Source organism: Olleya sp. NP1-10, assembly GCF_055804415.1.
The window spans coordinates 1,021,572-1,037,690 of the sequence record NZ_CM147840.1; the positions used below are offsets into that span (position 1 = coordinate 1,021,572).

Annotated in this window: 8 protein-coding genes, 1 tRNA gene and 3 pseudogenes; 7 read left to right on the top strand and 5 right to left on the bottom strand. The window is 31.5% G+C overall.

All coding sequences use genetic code 11. From position 1 onward, the window contains the following. Positions 1–14 precede the first annotated feature (14 nt). A pseudogene (locus AC0L4B_RS04705) lies at positions 15–2,263 on the bottom strand (TonB-dependent receptor). Between the two features lie 105 nt (positions 2,264–2,368). Between AC0L4B_RS04705 and AC0L4B_RS04710 the strand changes: the two are divergent. Next, entirely contained in the window at positions 2,369–3,025 is a 657-nt protein-coding gene (locus tag AC0L4B_RS04710) for a metal-dependent transcriptional regulator (RefSeq protein ID WP_473438771.1), read from the top strand. Positions 3,026–3,181: 156 nt separating this feature from the next. Here the strand turns inward: AC0L4B_RS04710 and feoB are convergent. From feoB to AC0L4B_RS04725, 3 genes and pseudogenes are all read right to left on the bottom strand, one after another. Further along, positions 3,182–5,280, bottom strand: a pseudogene (gene feoB / locus AC0L4B_RS04715) (ferrous iron transport protein B). Further along, positions 5,280–5,510: a FeoA family protein gene (locus AC0L4B_RS04720; RefSeq protein WP_028288727.1), complete on the bottom strand. Its 231-nt coding sequence runs from the start codon at positions 5,508–5,510 to the stop codon at positions 5,280–5,282. Before AC0L4B_RS04720 ends, feoB begins: the two are co-directional and overlap by 1 nt. A 72-nt stretch (positions 5,511–5,582) precedes the next feature. Beyond that, a pseudogene (locus AC0L4B_RS04725) lies at positions 5,583–6,256 on the bottom strand (SCO family protein). Positions 6,257–6,425: 169 nt separating this feature from the next. Here AC0L4B_RS04725 and rseP point away from each other — a divergent pair. Both rseP and AC0L4B_RS04735 read left to right on the top strand, forming a co-directional pair. Then, on the top strand, positions 6,426–7,766 hold the full coding sequence (gene rseP / locus AC0L4B_RS04730; protein WP_473438772.1) for an RIP metalloprotease RseP: 1,341 nt from the start codon (positions 6,426–6,428) through the stop codon (positions 7,764–7,766). 69 nt (positions 7,767–7,835) lie between these two features. Beyond that, positions 7,836–7,909 (top strand) — tRNA-Asn (locus tag AC0L4B_RS04735). Positions 7,910–8,038: 129 nt separating this feature from the next. On the opposite strand, the gene AC0L4B_RS04740 is transcribed toward AC0L4B_RS04735, so the two are convergent. Then, a complete protein-coding gene (locus AC0L4B_RS04740; RefSeq protein ID WP_473438773.1) occupies positions 8,039–8,983 on the bottom strand; it encodes an NAD-dependent epimerase/dehydratase family protein in 945 nt (314 codons plus the stop codon). A gap of 162 nt (positions 8,984–9,145) precedes the next feature. Between AC0L4B_RS04740 and AC0L4B_RS04745 the strand changes: the two genes are divergently transcribed. The 4 genes from AC0L4B_RS04745 (at position 9,146) to AC0L4B_RS04760 (ending at position 15,923) form a co-directional block, all read left to right on the top strand. Then, positions 9,146–9,667: a hypothetical protein gene (locus AC0L4B_RS04745; RefSeq protein WP_473438774.1), complete on the top strand. Its 522-nt coding sequence runs from the start codon at positions 9,146–9,148 to the stop codon at positions 9,665–9,667. 1 nt (position 9,668) lies between these two features. Continuing rightward, positions 9,669–10,181, top strand: coding sequence for a nuclear transport factor 2 family protein (locus AC0L4B_RS04750; protein ID WP_473438775.1), 513 nt, complete (start codon positions 9,669–9,671; stop codon positions 10,179–10,181). A gap of 101 nt (positions 10,182–10,282) precedes the next feature. After that, positions 10,283–13,711: a T9SS type A sorting domain-containing protein gene (locus AC0L4B_RS04755; protein WP_473438776.1), complete on the top strand. Its 3,429-nt coding sequence runs from the start codon at positions 10,283–10,285 to the stop codon at positions 13,709–13,711. 100 nt (positions 13,712–13,811) lie between these two features. Beyond that, positions 13,812–15,923 (top strand): M13 family metallopeptidase, encoded by a 2,112-nt coding sequence (locus AC0L4B_RS04760; protein ID WP_473438777.1) that lies wholly within the window; start codon positions 13,812–13,814, stop codon positions 15,921–15,923. Positions 15,924–16,119: the final 196 nt, after the last annotated feature.

Sequence of the window (16,119 nt, forward strand, 5' to 3'; positions counted from 1 at the left end):
TAAAGTACAAACAATTAGTTTAAAGTGTACCTAATACCTAAGAAAACTCGTCTACCTTGGTTTGGTCCATATACATATGAAGGGTCAAATGTTAACCCATAAGGGTTGTCTGGTGTTGCTTGTGCGTTACCTTGGGCATCAAATTGTACATTATTATCAAAAGGATCATCTGCTCTTGCTATAATAAAAGGATTACCGTTATTTGGTGTCCAATTTAGTAGGTTTTTAACACCTCCATAAACTTCAAAATTTTCAAGTCCACCGTAAGTGGCTTGAATGTTTTGGATGCTCCAGGTGGGCGAGTATTCTTGTCTAGGATCTAGATCGCTTAATAACGGTAATCGCATTGGTCCATAAATGTTTCCTGTATAGTCAAAGGTTAAATTAGTTGGGTATTTTTTATATGAAAAAGACCAGGTAGCTGTAAATTTTTCGGTTAAAATTTGTCTGGTTGTTATGTCATTTTCAGTTTGGTTTACGTCCTGAAATGTTACCCCTATGCTTCCTTTTAAGCCACTACCAAAAATAGCATCAACATTTAAACTGGCTCCTTTTGAAGTAGAATAACCATCTAAATTATCATAAATTATTTGATTAGGATTAGTATCGTAATCTGGTATAATGGCATTTGTAAAATGCGTGTACCACAAGGATGCATCTACAGTAAAAATCATGCCTTTTGTGGTATATATTTTTTTAGATAGTTAAGGTTGATATTGTAAGATTGTTCCGGATTTAAAGTTTCTTCAATAACAACTTCTCTTGATCCTGTAAGTGCTGCATGTTCTTCTGTAAATAAATTAACAACCCTAAATCCTGTTCCTGCATTAATCCTAAATATATCATTGTCTGTTGGTTTATATCTGTAAGCTAACCTTGGAGTTACTATGGAACCATGTCTTTTGTCATAGTCATACCTAAGTCCTAATAAAAGTTTTTGTTTTTTTGTTAATGTTATTTCATCTTGAACAAATATTGAAGGAATGAATATCTTATCAGCTTCAATAGTTGCTGTTGTGTTGTCGTTATAGTAATTGTAGCGTCCTGTTATACCAAATAATAAATCATTATTTTTTGTTGGTTTATCCCAAGTTAATTGTCCAAAAGCAATACGTTGTTGCGCTAAATATGCTGTGTCACCATACACTGAATTTTGATCATGGTCTGAATATGAAAATTGAAAATTCATATTTTCTTTTACAGGAAGTTGGTATTCACCAAGTAGCTCATATCTAGTGGTGTAAATGCTTTCACCATAGACTTCATTTCCTCCTCTATAACTTTTATTCCATTGTAGTTCTCCTCCCCAACGATCTTCATAAAAAAAGCGACCAGCAACAGATAATTTTTTATTGTTTTTACGTTTAAAATTCCATTTTTGAAAAACCGAAACTCTATCTTGAAGGGTGACATCGGTAAAATAATCGTTGTTATTATCTATTGGATTACTATAATTATAATAATTTGCGCCTACCAAAACACTTGCGTTTTCGCCAATATTAGTTTTAAAACCAATATCTGTATTTACTTCTCCCCAACCACTAATATTGCTGTCTGCAAAAAATATAGGAGCATTGTCAGGATGTTTAGTAATGACATTTATTAAACCACCAACAGCTTCGCTACCATATAAGGATGACGCTGGACCTTTAACGATTTCGATTTGATCTATTAATGAATTTGGTATTCCTGACAATCCGTAAACCGTAGATAAACCACTAACAATTGGCATTCCGTCTATTAATACTAAGGTATAAGGCCCTTCTAAACCATTAATGTGGATGTCTCCAGTATTACACACATTACAATTAAGTTGAGGTCTTACTCCGTTTACATTTTGAAGCGCTTCAAAAATATTTGGAGTAGGATTCTTTTTTAAAAAAGCGCTAGTATATACTTCAACAGGAACAGGGCTTTCTAATCTGTTAACTGCTTTTAAGGTTCCTGTAATAACGACTTCATCCAACGATTGATTTTGTATTAAATCAAAATTTATTTTCAAATTATTTTTTACGTCAATTCTTTTTCTAATAGTATTAAAACCAGTAAATGAAGCTATAAGTGTGTATTGTCCTTCTTTTATGTTTTGGATATTAAAGTAACCATTATCTGTGGTTGTAGTTCCTTTTTTTGTGCCTTCAAGATAAACGTTTGCAAAGGGTAGTGGTAGTCCGTCTGAGGTAACTACTCCTGATATTTCATAATTATTCTGTGCTTGACTATAAGCTGAAAAACAAAATAAAAGGGCAATAATATACTTCATGTCTTAAAATATTTTTTTACAAATATAAATACAAATTTAGACTAATCTAAATTTAATGTTTGTTTTATTTAATTCTTATATTTGCTATCTAGCTATTTTAGGTTTATGATTACACTGACAGAAGAAAATTATATTAAAGCAATTTATCATTTAGGTAAGCAAGGTACAGAGGTTGTTAGCACCAATGCGATATCAGAATCCATACACACAAAAGCATCTTCGGTTTCTGATATGCTTAAAAAGCTGTCTGAAAAAGGTTATGCTAATTATGTAAAGTATCAAGGTGTTAATTTAACCGAAAAAGGTCAGTCTGTAGCAATCAACATTATTAGAAAGCATAGGCTTTGGGAAGTGTTTTTGGTAGAAAAATTAAATTTTACTTGGGATGAAGTTCATGAAGTTGCTGAGCATTTAGAGCATATCAGATCAGAAAAATTGATTGATGAATTAGATGCTTTTTTGGAATTTCCTAATCATGATCCACATGGAGATCCAATTCCGGATAAACATGGAAACTTTAAACACATCGAAAAAATCATGTTATCACAAGCTATTATAGGTAAAACTTATAAATGTGTAGGGGTAGACGATACCTCTTCCGCTTTTTTGAGATACTTGGATAGTAATAAAATAGCCCTAGGAACCAAGATTGTTGTTGTTCAAAAAGAGCCTTATGATAATTCTGTTAAGATTAAGTTTGAAGATAATGAATTAATGGTGTCTCAAAACGTGGCTAAAAACTTGTTTTTAAAAGAAGTTTAGTTAAATAGAAAAATAACAGATTAGTGGCAGCCACAGTCGTCAGTACCACAAGCTTTTTTGGATTTAGCCTTTAAGAAATATTTTTTAAATAGAAAAAATAAAGCGAACCCCAATGTTATAAAAACTAATATGTTTTGAATAATGCTGTTCATAATTTTATTTTAAAAATTGATAAGCTATTAATGCAGATATGTATGCTATAGCTGTCATGATAACTAATTGTAAGGTTGGCCATTTCCAGGTATTAGTTTCCTTTTTAACAATAGCCAAAGTACTCATGCATTGCATTGCAAAAGCATAAAAAAGTAATAGAGAAATACCTGATGCAAAATTAAATAATGGACCACCCAAAATTGGATTGACTTCTCCAGCCATTCTATTTTTAATGGTGTCTTCATCATCATTTCCAACGCTGTAAATGGTTGCTAATGTACCTACAAAAACCTCTCTAGCAGCAAAACTACTTACTATTGCTATTCCTATTTTCCAGTCGTAACCTAATGGTCTAATTACAGGCTCGATAGCATGTCCTGCAATACCTATAAACGAATGTTCTAGTTTATGTGACGCTATTTTTTGGCTTATTTCTTCTTCATTTAAATTTTGAGATGCGTATTCTGTTTTAATAATAGTTTCAGCATTATTAAATTGTTCTCCAGGACCATAAGATGCCAAGAACCAAAGGATGATTGAAATTGCTAATATTATTTTTCCTGCTCCAAAAACAAACGATTTTGTTTTTTCTAAAACGGTAATCGCAACGTTTTTAAACATTGGTAGTTTATAGTTTGGCATTTCAACTACAAAAAAAGTTTTGCTTTTAATTTTTAAAACTTTGTTTAAGATGTATGCCGAAAGTACTGCAGCTCCAAAACCTAATAAATACAACAACATTAAGGTTAAAGCTTGGTAACTTAAACCTAGAAAACGTCCCTCAGGTATTACTAATGCAATAATAATTAAGTAAACAGGTAATCTAGCTGAACACGTTGTAAAAGGAGTAACAAGTATAGTTATTAATCGTTCTTTCCAGCTTTCAATATTTCTAGTTGCCATTATTGCAGGAATTGCGCAAGCAGTTCCAGAAATTAAAGGCACTATACTTTTACCGCTTAGACCAAAACGTCTCATGATTCTATCCATTAAAAACACGACACGACTCATGTAACCGCTTTCTTCTAAAATGGAAATAAACAAGAATAAGAAGGCAATTTGAGGTATAAATATTACTATTCCTCCCAATCCAGATATAATTCCTTCCGCTAAAAGATTAGTAAATGCGCCTTCAGGTAACGTATTTTTAACCCAATCACTAAGGTTTGCAAATAGTCCGTCAATTAAATCCATTGGTACTGTTGACCAATCATAAATAGCTTGAAATATGACTAATAATATTAAAAAGAATATAAGGTAACCCCAAACTTTGTGTGTCAATATGCGGTCTAGCCTAGATCTTAAATCTGTAGCCTGACTAGCGTCAATAGTTTGACCTTTTTTAAGTGTGTTATTTATAAATTGATAACGTTTTATAGTTTCTTTTTGCTGTAAACGTTTTAAATCGTTTTTAGATTTGGTTTTAAAACTAGCAATAGCTTCAACTTCATTACGATCCATTTTTCCAAAATTGACATCTTGTGTTATTACTAACCACAATTTGTAAGTTAATTGGTTTGGAAAGGCATGTCTTAATTTGTCAAAGTAATTTTTGTCAATTTCTGAAGCGTTAAGACAAGGTGTTGTTGGAAGATCTTTAAAGTTACTAATTAGTAGCTTTAATCTATCAATACCTTCATTTTTTCTAGTACTAATAACCGCTATTTTGGTTTTTAGTTCTTGTTCTAAATGTTCAATATCTAGAGATATTCCTTTAGATTTCATTCTGTCAGCCATGTTAATGACTAAAATTGTAGGAATTTCTAAATCTTTAATTTGAGTAAATAGTAGTAGGTTTCGTTTTAAATTTTCAACATCACTAACAACTACTGCAACATCAGGAAAATCTTTATCGTTTTTGTTAAGTAATAATTCTATAACTACATTTTCGTCTAAAGACGAAGCATTAAGGCTGTAAGTACCAGGAAGGTCAATAATATGTGCTTTAACACCTCTTGGTAATTTGCAAATACCTTCTTTTTTTCGACTGTAATACCTGGATAATTCCCAACTTTTTGGTTTAAGCCAGTTAAGGCATTAAAAACAGAGGTTTTTCCTGTATTAGGGTTACCAATTAAGGCAATATTAATTTGCTTACTCATTAAACTTCTTTTTCGATGATAATATGAATAGCGGTTTCTTTTCTTATTGCCAAGTGACTTCCGTTTATATTTAGATATAAAGGGTCAGCAAAAGGTGCAACTTGAACTAGCTCGACACTATTACCAGGTAAACATCCCATTTCTAATAGTTTTAATGGAATTAAATGTGAAGATACGTCTATAATTACAGCGCGTTCTCCTCTTTTTAATGTGTCTAGTGTATTATCCAAGCTTATTTAGATTGATTTTAAAGAAACAAAAATATGGCAAAATTTGTCGTTAAAAAAATTGAGAGCCAAAAACTAGTCTTTGTACTCCTTTTTTAACTTTTTTATATCATTTAAAAGTTTGGTGATATCTTCTGTTTTTGTGCCATCATAATAGCCTCTAATTTGACTTTTTTTGTCAATTAGCATAAAGTTTTCAGTATGTACCATTCCGTAATCATCAGGCATTCCGTCGTCTTTAACTGCTAAGTAACTTTTTCTAGCCAATCTGTAAATTTCACCTTTATCACCTGTAACTAGGTTCCATTTTTTGTCATTTACGCCTTTTTTTATAGCGTAACGTTTTAGTTGTGCAACTGTATCAATATCAGGAGTGACAGAGTGAGAAAGTAGCATAACTTCATCATCGTTAATAATTTCTTGTTGTATTTTTTCCATATTGCCAGTCATTATTGGGCAAATGGTTTGACAGGTGGTAAAAAGAAATCAGCTACATATATTTTATTCTTATAATCCGCTTGAGTTATGGTTTTTCCGTTTTGATTGGTTAAACTAAAATCGGCAATTTTATGATAGTTGATTTTGTGTTGTATAGTACTATCAACTAATTCCCTATTAACCATAGCAGGTTGATAGACAGGTAAAGGTTTTTCAACCTTTAAAATATTATAAAATATTGAAATTATTATTATCGAAATGATGCTAAAAACAACAGCAAACCATTTGTAATCTTTAAAAAAAGAAAGCATTTTAAGTGTTTTTAATTTTATAATGCAAAAATACAATGAAAACACAAGCCTGTCTTATGATATTACTCATAAAATTTGTTAATTCTTAAAAAGCAATAAAGCGATTACTTTTAATACTAAGTCTAAATAGTTACTTTTGGCGACTAATATAAAAGAATAGAAACACTACATGGAGTTTATTATAAAAATCGGACAGTTTTTGTTAAGTCTGTCATTATTAATTGTTTTGCACGAATTGGGGCACTTTATTCCTGCAAAAGCATTTAAAACTAGAGTTGAAAAATTCTACTTATTTTTTGATGTAAAATACTCGTTATTTAAAAAGAAAATTGGCGAAACAGTATACGGAATTGGTTGGTTGCCTTTAGGTGGTTATGTGAAAATTTCTGGTATGATTGATGAAAGTATGGATAAAGAGCAAATGGCTTTACCACCACAACCATGGGAGTTTAGATCCAAGCCAGCTTGGCAGCGTTTAATTATTATGTTAGGTGGTGTATTTGTTAATTTTGTGTTGGCATACGTTATTTATGTGGTTATGTCTTTTGCGTATGGAGATACAGATATTGATGCTGCAAGTATAAAAGGTGGTATGTTAATAGAAAACCCTTTGCTAACAGATATAGGTTTTCAAACAGGCGATCATGTTGTTAAAATTGATGATACTAAAATTGTTAATGAGTCTGATATCAGAAAAAATATTATAGGAGCCAACAGTGTTACTATTAAAAGAAATGGAACCGAAAAAACAATACAGTTACCAGTTGATTTTTTAGGACAATTGTCTTCTAGTAAAGATAGAAGTTTGTTTGATTTAAGACAACCTTTTGTTGTTAGTAAAGTTTTAGATACGTCTCTTAATCAAGGTGTAGATTTAAAAGAAGGTGATGTTTTTATGTCTATAAACGGAAAGGCAGCCGAATTTTATGATCAAGTCCTACCAGTTTTAGAGCAGTCTAAAGGACAAACTATAGCAACTGTATTTAAAAGAGGTAATACTAACATTGAAAGAACTTTGAAAGTAGATGATAAAGGAAAGCTAGATATTTTAACGCAAACTAAAGCTTCAGATTTAGAAAAACTAGGTTATTTAAAAGTTGTTAGAAAAGAATATGGTTTTGCTGAAAGTTTTGGTGTAGGGTTTAATAAGTTTACTGGTCAAATTACATCTTACTTTGGACAATTAAAAGCAATCTTTAATCCTAGTACAGGAGCATACAAAGGTGTAGGTGGTTTTAAAGCTATTTACGATGTTTTTCCTAGTACTTGGAGTTGGCCAGCGTTTTGGAGTCTAACAGCATTTTTATCTATTATGTTAGGTGTGCTTAATTTATTACCAATTCCTGCTTTAGATGGAGGACATGTCATGTTTTTATTGTACGAAATTATCTCTGGACGTAAGCCAAGTGAGAAATTTTTAGAAAAAGCTCAGCTAGTTGGATTCTTCATTTTGATAGGGTTAGTGCTGTTTGCAAACGGTAATGACATATTTAAAGCAATATTTAATTAAAAAAATTAAAAATTATTTTGCAGAACTTAAAAAAGCTTTTATATTTGCACTCGCAATAGCGAAAAACACTCCTCCTTAGCTCAGTTGGTTAGAGCATCTGACTGTTAATCAGAGGGTCCTTAGTTCGAGCCTAAGAGGAGGAGCAAGTTTAAACAAGCCACTAGAAATAGTGGCTTTTTTTATGGATTAAAGTCTAGCTTATTTTGTTAGTCAAAACGCATAAAAAAGCCTCTAGAAGTTATCTAGAGGCTTTTTTATATTGTAGGATTATATTATTTGCTACTTAGGTTTTTTAGCATGTCTTTAGTGATGCCATCTAAGTCAAACTGATGTTTCCAGTTCCAGTCTTCTCTTGCAGAGGTGTCATCTATACTACTTGGCCAAGAATCGGCTATTTGTTGTCTAAAATCAGGCTTATATGTAATTTCAAAATCCGGAATTTCTTTTTTAATAGCGTTTGCTATTTCTTTTGGAGTAAAACTAATACTAGATAAGTTATAGGAAGATCTTATTTTAACTTTTTCAGCATTAGCTGTCATTAATGCAACAGTAGCATCAATTGCATCATCCATGTACATCATTGGTAAAGCTGTGTCTTCACTTAAAAAACATTCGTAGTTTTTATTTTTTAAAGCTTCGTGATAGATTTCTACAGCATAATCTGTAGTTCCTCCTCCTGGTAATGTTTTCCAACTTATAATTCCAGGATAACGTATACTTCTTACGTCAACACCATACTTTTCATTATAATATTCGCACCAACGCTCACCAACTTGTTTCGTGATTCCATATACTGTTGTTGGTTCCATTATGGTGTGTTGTGGTGTATCCGTTGTAGGTGTGGTTGGACCAAAAACAGCAATACTTGAAGGCCAAAATACTTTTTTAATAGCTTTAGCTTTAGCAAGATTTAAAACATGAAATAAAGATTGCATGTTTAGATCCCAAGCTTTCATAGGATATTTTTCTCCTGTAGCACTTAACATGGCAGCCATTAAGTAAATGGTGTCTATATTGTGTTTTTCACAACATATTTTAATTGACGCATAATCCATAGCATCAATGATCTCAAACGTACCAGAATTTACTAATTCAATATTATTGTAGTTTAAATCGCTTGCAATAACATTATCCTTACCGTAAATGGATCTTAACTTGTATGTCAACTCAGATCCAATTTGACCTGCAGCACCTATAATTAATATTTTTTCGCTCATTTTTTTGGATTATTTATAAAATATGCGCTCAAAAGTAATAACTATTTAAAGATTTTCTAATAAAAAAAATATAAAAGTGATTACAAAAAAACAATTTTACCATTTAATAAAATTTAACTCATTAAACTAATATATTTGTTTATCAAACGTATCAATTTAATTATGAGATTTTTTAAGCTTTCATTAGTTGTATTAGTGTTATTTACTGCTTGTAAAAAAGAAACCACTGTCATTGTATCTGAAGAAGGTTTAACTGCTGTTGATAGCTTAAAAATAACTAAAGAAGATATCTCAAAAATTAATTATCAAGATATTGCTTTAGATGTAAAATCCAATCCTATTGTATCTAATTGGCAAGCTTATTTAGATGTTTCTAATGGTATACAAGCTTTAACGTTACCTGATTTTACTTTTTTTAATGCAGATGTAGATTTGTTTAATTCTACCTTAACAGATTTAGAAGAAACTATTCCAGAAACCATTAATACACAAGCTATCAAAGCTAGAGTTTTAGTTTTAGAAACTATGATGTTAAAATTTCAAGAAATTGAAAGTCTTGATACTAGCACAAAAACCGAACTGTTATTAGCGATTAAGCAAGTGTTTTTAGCAAAATCTAATCTTAATTTACAGATCAATAAGAAAGTAGAAAAAGATAGCCAAGTAATTGTAAAGCCTTATTAATATGAAATATATAGCTGTTAGTATCATTGTAGTTTTTTCATTTTTGTCATGCAACACAAAGCAAAATAAGACTAATAACACTCTTACTAAACAAGCTATAAATAAAAGTCTAGATGCTTGGCACGATGCAGCAGCTAAAGCTGATTTTGATGCTTATTTTGGAGGTATGACTTCAGATGCTATTTTTATTGGTACTGATGCAACAGAAAATTGGACTTTAAACCAGTTTAAGGACTATTCTAAACCTTATTTTGATAAAGGTAAAGCTTGGAGTTTTAAAGCTATTCAGCGTAATGTGTTTTTAAATGAAGATAATACTTTAGCTTGGTTTGATGAGTTGCTGGATACACAAATGGAGATTTGTCGTGGATCTGGAGTTATGGTTTTTAAAGACAATCAATGGAAGATACAGCATTATGTTTTGTCTATTACAATTCCTAATAGTAACGTCAAAACCATTGTAAACTTGAAAAAACAAACCGATAGTATTACTAAGCAAATTCTTAATAAATAAAGTGTAATTTACTTATTTCGTGTGTTTTATCGGTGTTTTTTATCAAAACATCGTGTTTTATTGTAATAAAACAATTATTTTTGATAATAAATATCATCATCATGAAGTACTTATTATCTCTTTCTTTTCTTTTAACCTTCACATTATCCTTCGCTCAGTTTAATCAAGACGCCCCTTGGATGTCTGGATTTAATACACAATCAAAACAGAAGTCTTTAAAATTTGATGAGGTTGTTAACGCGTTTAATGCGTATTGGGAAAATAAAAATCCAAATGTTAAAGGTAGTGGATACAAACCTTTTAAACGTTGGGAAACCTTTTGGGCTAATTACGTAAAAGAAGATGGTACATTGCCAACCTCTTTAGAGTTGTGGAACACCTACTTAGAGGTTACAAAAACTAATGCTACTAACAGAAGTAATAGCATAATGGTTGACGAGAGTAATTGGTTGCCAGTTGGTCCATTTTCTCATACTAATACAGGATCATGGTCTCCTGGTCAAGGACGTATTAATGTTGTTGTTAAAGACCCAAATAATGATAATGTAATTTATGCTGGAGCACCAGCAGGTGGACTTTGGAAATCTACAGATGCTGGATTATCTTGGATTACAACTACAGATAATTTACCACAAATTGGTGTCTCAGGTATTGCAATAGATAGTAATAATTCGGATATAATTTATATAGCAACAGGAGATGATGATGCAGGAGACTCATATAGTGTTGGTGTCATGAAATCTATGGATGGTGGATTAACTTGGAATACAACAGGATTAAACCCTAATAATTCTCCAAGTTCAATGAACGATATTTACATCAATCCTAACAATTCAAATATGTTATGGGTTGCTACTAACAACGGAGTATTTAAAACTGTTGATGCTGGTGTGACATGGACCAATGTTAATGGTACACAAGGTTTTAATGTCAAGGATATTAAAATTAAACCTCAAGATCCTAATGTTATTTATATTGTAACATCAAATAGTTTTTACAGATCAGTTAATGCTGGAGATTCTTTTTCTATTGTGACTTCTGGTTTAACTTCTAATAATACTTCAAGATATGTAATAGATGTAACACCAGCTAACCCAAATGTTGTGTATGTGTTAGGGTCTACCAATGCTTATGGTTTTAAAGGAGTTTATAAGTCTTCAGATTCTGGTTTAAGTTTTTTACAGGTAGCTGCAAACACAACCGATGTTTTTGAGTCTGCTCAGTCTTGGTTTGATATGGCTTTTGCTGTTTCAGATACAAACGAAAACGAATTTTATACAGGTGTTTTAAATATTTGGAAAGGTGAAGTCAATGGTACGCAAACCTCATTTACCAAATTAAACAACTGGAATTCTCCATTTTCATCATCATATTCTCATGCAGATATTCATTATTTAAGATTTTTTGATGATGAGTTGTATGCAGGTACAGATGGTGGATTCTACAAGTCATCTAATAAAGGTGTTAGTTTTACAGATTTAACTGCAGGTATGCAAATTAGTCAATTTTATAGGGTGTCTGTATCTAAACAAACTTCAAATAAAATGGTTGGTGGTTTACAAGATAATGGTGGTCATGCATTTAATAATGGACAATGGCAAAACTATTATGGAGCTGACGGTATGGATACAGCTATTGATCCTGCAAACTCTTCTAATTACTATGGTTTTATACAAAACGGAAGTGGTCTATATGTTTCAACAGCTTCAGGATCTAGTTTATCTGCCGAAATTAGTGCTCCTATTGGAGAAAACGGTAACTGGATTACACCTTTAGCAATGAGCAGCGATAGTCAATTATACTCTGGTTTTAATGCTTTATATAGACTTGAAAATAATAATTGGGTTGCAGTTTCGCCTTCATTTGGCACCAATATAGATGTGTTAGAAATAGATCCTATCGATGTTAATAATATTTATGTTGCAACTAATGGAATATTAAGAAAAAGTACTGATTCAGGTGTGACTTTTACTTCTGTTCAAACGTTTTTCTCAAATGTCACATCAATAGAGGTAAACAACACAGATAATAATATCGTTTACGTGACAACTTCTGGATCTAATGGGCAAGTTTTAAAGTCTGTAGATGGAGGTCTTAGTTTTACAGATGTTTCAAATGGTTTACCCAACGTAACTAAAAACAGTATCAAACATCAGGGTTTACATTCTAAAAATCCATTGTATTTAGGGACAAGTTTAGGTGTGTATCGTTATGATGATGATACTTTATTATGGGAGTTATTTAATATTGGATTACCTAATGTAGCAGTCACAGATATAGAAATCAATACTTTTGATAATAAAATTACTGCTGCAACATACGGTCGTGGTATTTGGCAATCTGAAATACCAACCCAATTAGCTCCAACAGACGTAAAATTAGTTGGCTTATCAGGTATTAGTGATACTATAGATTGTAGTGATAATGTTTCACCTCAAGTTGAAATTAAAAATAATGGTATTAATACTATCACTTCAGTGGACTTTACTTACTATATAAACGGAGTATCTAATAATTTTAACTGGACAGGTAATTTAGTTTCAGATACTTCGGTAATTGTAGATCTACCACAATTAAATTTACCAAAAGGCGATTATACTTTTAAAGTTAGCTCAACGGTTGCTAATGATGAATATGAAGTTAATAATAATTCCGAAGAAAAAATATTTTATGTAAATGATAGTGGTGTTGTTGATGTTGTAAATACATTTGAAACACAACAAGAGGAACTTTTGGTTTTAGATGATGGTAGTGATACACAATATTGGCAACGTGGTGTTCCAAATGGTTTAGCTTTAAACAATACAGGTGTTGATGCTCAAAATCAAGTATATGGTACTAACCTTAATGGAGATTACGATAATCTTACAAAAAGTTATTTAGTCTCTCAATGTTACGATTTGTCAAATCTTGCTAATCCAGAATTAAAATTTGATATGGCATTTCAATTAGAAGATGATTGGGATATTGTTTATATGGAGTATTCTTCAGACCAAGGAGTAACTTGGAATTTATTAGGATCTGCATCTGACTTAAATTGGTACACAAGCGCAACTACTAGCGGACAAAATAATACCTGTTTTAATTGTCCAGGAGGACAATGGACAGGAACTGACCCTCAATATGCTAGCTTTAATGAATATAGTTACGATTTATCAGCGTTTAGTGCAGAAACTAATATAATGTTTAGGTTTGTGTTTCACTCAGACCAATCAGTGGTTGAAGAAGGAACTATAGTAGATAATTTTGTTATAACAGGTAATGTGTTAAATGTTGATCAGTTTCAAACAGCATCTTTTTTAATTCATCCAAATCCATCAAAAGGTATTTTTAATATTAAGACTCAAACAAATCAAGATTTTGATATTGATGTTTATGATATTACAGGAAAAAAGATTGTAAGTATCGTAAAAGCAAAACCACAAAATGCTAATTTTATTTTAGATTTAAGTGATTATTCAACAGGAGTATACTTGGTTAATATCGTTACAGATCAGGCAGTTTTAACTAAAAAATTAATTGTTAACTAATTGTTAATTTAAACATAAAAAAAGCACCTTCATAATTACTTGAAGGTGCTTTTTTTATATCTTGAACCCTTATTAAAAAGCCTTTTTAAATATAAGTAATATGAAAATCAACCTAAAAAAAACAACTGTAATAGGTGTTGTTAGCTGTTTGGCCATCATGGGATGTAAAGAAGAGCAGAAGCAGCAAGAAGAAACAAAGCCTACAGCTCAGTTAGAAGTAGTTCCAGGTATCAATCTTGATTACATGGACAAGTCAACACAACCAAAAGAAGATTTCTTTAAATATGTAAACGGAAAATGGTTAGAAAATAACGAAATTCCGGATGACCAATCTACTTGGGGAAGTTTTCAAGAATTACGTAAAAAAACAGATGCAGATGCTTTAGGCATTTTAAAAGCAGCAATGTCTGATAATAAGGATTTAGAAAACATAAAAGTATTACCAGGTTCTGATCAAGAAAAAGCAGTTCATTATTATCAAACAATAATGGATACTGTAGGACGTAATAATTTAGGGATAGATCCTGTTAAACCGTATTTAGCAAAAATTGAAGCCATCAATAATATTGAAGATCTTCAAGCTTATATGATTGAAATGGAGCCTCAAGGAGGTGGTGGTTTATATGGTTTTGGAGTTGGATCTGACCCAAAAGACAGTAACCGTAATGTAGCTTATCTTGGTGGAGGAAGAACAGGTTTACCTGACAGAGATTACTACATCAAAGATGATGCAGATTCAAAAGAAAAAAGAGAAAAATATGTAGCTCACATTACTAGAATGTTACAATTTTTAGGTGACACAGAAGCTGATGCAAAACAACAAGCTGAGCAAATTTTAGCGTTTGAAACGAGATTAGAGGAAGCTAAAATGGATAAAGTAGATCGTCGTGATGCACGTAAGCGTTATAACCCAAGATCTATTGAAGACGTTCAAAAAATGGTTCCTGCAGTTAACTGGAAAAACTTTTTGTCAGGTATTGGAGTTAAAGAGTTAGACACTGTTATTGTAGGTGATTTAGGATATTTTAATAGATTACAAGTAGTATTAGCAGATAATAATGTTAGCGATTGGAAAGCTTATTTAAAATGGTTAACCTTTAATAATTCAGCTGGCTTCTTAAGTACAGATATCGAAACTGCTAACTGGGAGTTTTACGGAAAAGAATTAAACGGAGCAAAAGCACAACGTGCTAGAGACGAGCGTGCATTAGGTTCGTTAAACGGAACTGTTGGTGAAGCTTTAGGTAAATTATATGTAGACAAAAAGTTTCCACCTGAAGCAAAAATTAAAGCAGAAAAAATGATTAAAAATGTCATTTTAGCTTTTGAAAATCGTATCAATAAATTAGACTGGATGAGTCCAGAAACTAAAGAAAAAGCAATTGAAAAATTAAGAGCTACTAAAGTTAAAATAGCATATCCAGATAAATGGAAAGACTATTCTGATTTACAAATTAGTAGTGTAGAAAACGGAGGGTCTTATTTACAAAACTCTTTAAATGCTCGTGCATGGAACTTCAAAGAAGATATTGCAAAGTTAGGTAAGCCTGTAGATAAGTCAGAATGGTATATGGCTCCACAAGTTGTAAATGCATACTTTAATCCAGCTTATAATGAGATTGTATTTCCTGCAGCAATCTTACAGCCACCATTTTATAATTTTAATGCAGATGATGCTGTAAATTATGGAGGAATCGGAGCTGTAATTGGTCATGAGATTTCTCATAGTTTTGATGATTCTGGTTCTCGTTATGATAAAGACGGAAATTTAAATAACTGGTGGACAGATGAAGATTTAAAACAGTTTGAAGGTTTAGGTGAAGCTTTAGCCAATCAATATAGTGCAATAGAGGTTTTACCAGAAACTAACATTAATGGTAAATTTACCTTAGGAGAAAACATTGGTGATCTAGGAGGTGTGTTAGCAGCTTATGATGCTTTACAAATGAGTTTTGAACAAGAAGGAGGTAAACCAGAACCAATAGATGGATTTACTGCAGAACAACGTTTTTTCATGAGTTGGGCAACCGTATGGAGAACAAAAATGAGAGACGATGCATTAAAAACTAGAATTAAAACTGATCCACATTCTCCAGGAATGACAAGAGCAGTTCAACCGTTATTAAATATTGATGCTTTTTATAAAGCCTTTGATATTAAAGAAGGTGATAAAATGTACATCGCACCAGAAAATCGTGTAAGAATCTGGTAGAAAATCGTTCGATTTTATACATATAAAAAGAGCAACTATTTAGTTGCTCTTTTTTTTGTTTAGTATCATCAAACTATATTCATTAAGTCTATAAAGTTTTAAATAGCTGTTTAAAATCATTCTGCAAGTGTATTTTGACCGATTAAATATGTATTTCGTCAAAATTAATATTCAGATCTCATAAAGCTAAATTTTG